The 4,985-nt window shown below is 33.9% G+C and carries 3 protein-coding genes and 1 pseudogene; 3 read left to right on the plus strand and 1 reads right to left on the minus strand.

Annotated features, from left to right (window positions below):
* Positions 1-109: 109 nt before the first annotated feature.
* A complete protein-coding gene (gene gcvT / locus OU788_RS11720) occupies positions 110-1,192 on the minus strand; it encodes a glycine cleavage system aminomethyltransferase GcvT (protein ID WP_274635337.1) in 1,083 nt (360 codons plus the stop codon).
* 219 nt (positions 1,193-1,411) lie between these two features.
* Between gcvT and OU788_RS11725 the strand changes: the two genes are divergently transcribed.
* The 3 genes and pseudogenes from OU788_RS11725 to priA all read left to right on the plus strand — a co-directional run bounded on the left by OU788_RS11725 (position 1,412) and on the right by priA (position 4,867).
* Complete coding sequence (locus OU788_RS11725; protein WP_274635338.1) at positions 1,412-1,957, plus strand: TlpA family protein disulfide reductase; 546 nt, start codon at positions 1,412-1,414, stop codon at positions 1,955-1,957.
* An 18-nt stretch (positions 1,958-1,975) separates the two neighbouring features.
* Positions 1,976-2,197, plus strand: a complete 222-nt coding sequence (locus OU788_RS11730; RefSeq protein WP_274635339.1) for a VF530 family protein — start codon at positions 1,976-1,978, stop codon at positions 2,195-2,197.
* 275 nt (positions 2,198-2,472) lie between these two features.
* Positions 2,473-4,867: pseudogene (gene priA / locus OU788_RS11735) on the plus strand (replication restart helicase PriA).
* Positions 4,868-4,985: the final 118 nt, after the last annotated feature.

Here is a 4,985-nt window from a genome sequence, read left to right on the forward strand (position 1 = left end):
CATTGCTTTTCATAAAATAAGTCTAAATTGTGTAAACTTATTTCAGGACGAGACAATACGAACAAAAAAAGCAGCTCATTTGAGCTGCTTTTTTAATTGAGTTTTTATTTTATCCTTTATAAAAAGGTAATTTAACCACCTTTGCAGCTAATTGTTTTTTACGAACTTGAATAAAAATATCGCTATCAATTTTTGAGTTTTCAATAGTAACATATCCTAAACCAATTCCTTTTCCTAAAGAAGGACTCATAGTTCCTGAAGTAACACGACCAATGTTGTTTCCATCAGCATCAACAATCTCATAATCATGACGAGGAACACCACGCTCAGTTAATTCAAAAGCAACTAATTTACGAGTAACACCCGCTTCTTTTTGCGCTTTTAAAGCTTCAGAGTTTACAAAATCTTTGGTGAATTTAGTAATCCAACCTAAACCAGCTTCTAAAGGAGAGGTAGTATCGTCAATATCATTACCATATAAACAATATCCCATTTCTAAACGTAAAGTATCACGAGCTGCTAATCCGATAGGTTTAATACCCCAATCTTTTCCAGCTTCAAAAACCTTATTCCAAAGTTGCTCAACATCTTCATTTTTTACATATACTTCAAATCCGCCAGAACCCGTATAACCTGTAGCAGAAACTACTACATTCGGAATTCCTGCGAAATCGGTAATTTCAAAAGTATAGAATTTAATATTCGATAAATCAACAGAGGTTAACGATTGCATAGCTTCTGCTGCTTTTGGACCTTGAATAGCTAATAAAGACCACTCTTCAGAACGGTTTTCCATTTCAACATTTAAATCGTTGTGTTGAGAAATCCAGTTCCAATCCTTTTCTATATTAGAAGCATTTACTACTAACATGTACTCATTTTCAGCGATCATGTAAATGATTAAATCATCTACAACCCCACCATCGTTGTTTGGCATACAGCTATATTGAGCTTTTCCTGGAGTTAATTTAGAAGCATCGTTAGATGAAATTTTTTGAATTAAAGCCAATGCATTTTCTCCTTTTAAGAAGAACTCTCCCATATGGCTCACATCAAAAACACCTACACCATTTCTAACAGTTTCGTGTTCAATAGTTACTCCTTCGTATTGCACAGGCATATTGTATCCCGCAAAAGGAACCATTTTTGCTCCTAAAGCTTCATGTACATGTGATAAAGCTGTATTTTTCATTCTTAAGTATGTTTGTTTAAAAAGTGTTGCTAAAGTATTGAAAAATTAGCAAACAAAAGAGCCGGATGTGTTTAATATTATAGAATGATATTACCCAAATGTTTGTTAATATTTTCTTGATCTTCTTTAAGAGTGGTAGATTTGAGAAAAGATTAAAGTAAAGTAATTGTTGTAATGTGTTAGTGTTTGAAACGACAATTCTACCTAAAAAATAATTTAATGAAACTTAATAGAAAAACAATTTCCAATATCATATTTGTAATCTTAATAGGATTACTATTATATCCACCAACCAAAGTATATTTTATTCGATTAGTTTCTTTTGCACCGTCAACTATTACTGAGGATAAAAGAGTAGAATTAGCCGATTATAATTGGAAATTAAAAGGATTAAATACAGAGACTGTTGATTTTAACTCGTTAAAGGAAAAAGTAGTGTTTGTAAATTTTTGGGCTACTTGGTGTCCACCTTGTGTTGCAGAAATGCCAAGTATTCAAAAGTTATACGATGATTATAAAGATAAGGTAGCGTTTGTTTTTATAAGTAATGAAGATTGGACAACTATTGATACTTTTTATAAAGAAAAAGGCTATGATTTACCAACCTATAATATTTTATCGAAAGTACCAGATCAACTAGTGAGTAATTCCATTCCAGCTACATTTGTTATTGATAAAAACGGAACTATTGTTGTAGATAAAAAAGGACCTGCCGATTGGAATAGTGGTAAAATTAGAATTTTGTTAGACGAATTACTACAATAGAATATTTACCTTTGTAGAATGAGTCAAGAACAACCAAATAATCCGCTTCACGGAATAAAACTAGCCACAATTTTAGAAGAGTTATACCTAGAGTATGGTTGGGAAGAAATGGGAGAAATGTTGAATATAAATGTCTTTAAAAAGAATCCAACCTATACCTCGAGTTTAAAGTTTTTAAGAACAACACCTTGGGCAAGAGCCAAAGTAGAAAAGTTGTACTTAGAAATGATTAGCGAATAATTTTTTTTAAAACTGCACTTGTTTTTTCATTTTAAAGAAGTCATAAATACGTAAATTTTGATGTTTACAATGTACTCATTTTTGTGTAGTTTTGATTTTTATGTTTAATAGAATGTCAGTTCGAGTGAAATTGCAACGCAATTTTGTATCGAGAACCTTACAAAGCTGACTTCTGAGTATAGTTTTGCAAATTATAGTTACAAAATCACTAGAAAGTGACAGCACATTTCATCGACGTTATATTACCGATTCCATTACAGAAAACATTTACCTATATGGTAACTGAAGCAGAAGCCTCTTTTTTAAAAAAAGGAATGCGTGTGGCTGTTTCTTTCGGAAAAAGTAAGATTTATACTGCCTTGGTATTTAATATTCATCAAACTGCACCCGAATTATATGAAGCCAAAGACATTCATCAAATTTTAGATGATCGTCCAATTGTAAATGAACGTCAGTTACAGCATTGGCAATGGCTTTCGAGCTATTATATGTGTTCGTTGGGTGATGTATATAGAGCTGCTTTACCGTCAGCTTTTTTGTTAGAAAGTGAAACTATTATTTATAAAAATGAGGAATTCACAGAGGAAACTATGTTAACCGATGATGAGTTTTTAATTTTTGAAGCCTTACAGCATCATTCACAATTAACCATTCATCAGGTTTCGGATATTTTAGGTAAAAAAACAGTGCTACCAACCATTAATGGTTTGATTGAGAAAAGCGCGGTATATATTAAAGAAGAAATTTACGAAACATACAAACCTAAACTGGTTAAGTATGTTCAATTACATAACAATTATGCCTCAAATGAAGGCTTACAAACACTTTTAGAGGAACTTTCAAGAGCGAAAAAGCAACGCGACGCTGTGTTGACATATTTTCAGCTAGCCGCTTCTAAAAAACCTATAAAAGCGAAGGATTTAGAAGAGCAATCGGGAGCTTCTTCCGCAGTTTTAAAAGCGTTGGTTGATAAAGATATTTTCGAGTTTTATCATATTCAAACCGATAGAATCAATTATCAGGGAGAAACGAATCAGATAAAAGAACTTAATGAATTTCAACAGGAAGCGTTTACGCAAATAAAGAGTTCTTTTGAAACTCAAAATGTAAGTTTGTTACACGGAGTTACAGGATCTGGTAAAACGGAGATTTATGTAAAACTGATTAAAGAAGTGATTGCTGAAGGAAAACAAGTACTGTTTTTGCTACCCGAAATAGCTTTGACTACCCAGATTATTACCCGTTTACAAAACTATTTTGGGAATTTTATCTCGGTATTTCACTCTAAATATTCTATGAATGAACGCGTAGAGGTGTGGAATAATGTGTTAGAAAACAAACCCAAAGTTCAAATTATTTTAGGAGCGCGTTCTTCGGTTTTTTTACCTTTTTCAAATTTAGGACTGATTGTGGTGGATGAAGAACACGAAACGTCTTACAAACAATTTGAACCGTCACCACGTTACAATGCGCGTGATGCGGCAGTAGTATTAGGACATTTACATAAAGCTAAAGTGTTGCTAGGTTCGGCAACTCCATCGTTAGAAAGTTATTTTAATGCGAAACAACACAAATACGGATTTATTGAATTAAAACGTAAAACGACGTTTTGGAAATATTCAGTTGCCTAAAATTGAGCTGATAGATATTAAAGAGAAGCATCGAAAAAAGGAAATGACAGGTCATTTTTCTGATCGTTTGCTAAAAATGATTACCGAAGCCCTAGACGAAAAAGAACAGGTGATTTTATTTCAAAACCGACGCGGATTTTCACCTGTGGTAGAGTGTACAACTTGTGGTGTTTCTCCTCAGTGTCCGAATTGTGATGTGAGTTTAACCTATCATAAATTCCGAAGGGAATTAAAATGTCACTATTGTCATTATCAACGTTCGATGCCGAACAGTTGTGGTGCTTGTGGAAGCGCCACCCTAGACACCAAAGGTTTTGGAACGGAGCAAATAGAACTCGAGTTAAAAGAGTTATTCCCAAATCATACTATTGGACGAATGGATTTGGATACCACACGAGGAAAATATGGATATCAAAAGATTATAGGGGCTTTTGAAGCCCAAGAGATTGATATTTTGGTAGGGACACAAATGCTTTCGAAAGGACTGGATTTTGACAATGTTTCTTTGGTAGGAATCTTGAATGCGGATTCGATGTTAAACTTCCCTGATTTTAGAGCACACGAGCGTGCTTTTCAATTGATGGTACAAGTATCGGGTAGGGCAGGACGAACCAAAAAGCAAGGGAACGTAGCCATACAGACCTACAATCCGTATCATCAAATTTTACAGCAAGTTTCTACGACCAATTATACCGAAATGTATCAGGAACAGCTACAAGATCGTTGGCAGTTTCATTATCCGCCGTACTATCGTTTGATAAAAATTACCTTAAAACACAAAGATTATACACGTGTTGATAACGGTATTAACTGGTTAGCAAAAGCTTTACAAAATGTGTTTCATGAAAATGTATTAGGCCCCACAGCACCTGCGGTTTCTCGTATTCGAAACCAGTACATTAAAAATTTAGTGATTAAAATTCCGCCAAAGCAATCCTTAGGAAAAACAAAAGAGCAATTACAAAAAATTAAAAATACTTTTGAAGCCGTAAAAGATTTTAGACCCATCCGTTTTATTGTGGATGTGGATGCTTATTAAAATTTTCGCTAACGGTCTAGTATAACCGTCAGTTAGGGGTAAAGATGCGTTAATTTTCGGTTTAGAACTGACGTTAGCAATTCCGAGTGGATTCGGACGTAGTCGAATCCGCCGTAAT

Origin of the sequence: Tenacibaculum sp. L6 (assembly GCF_028823685.1) — a bacterium.
Lineage (GTDB): Bacteria > Bacteroidota > Bacteroidia > Flavobacteriales > Flavobacteriaceae > Polaribacter.

What these genes read in the sequence shown, in the direction of transcription:
- gcvT (WP_274635337.1), bottom strand. Translation starts at nt 1,192, where the DNA reads ATGAAAAATACAGCTTTATCACATGTACATGAAGCTTTAGGAGCAAAA.
- OU788_RS11725 (WP_274635338.1), top strand. Translation starts at nt 1,412, where the DNA reads ATGAAACTTAATAGAAAAACAATTTCCAATATCATATTTGTAATCTTA.
- OU788_RS11730 (WP_274635339.1), top strand. Translation starts at nt 1,976, where the DNA reads ATGAGTCAAGAACAACCAAATAATCCGCTTCACGGAATAAAACTAGCC.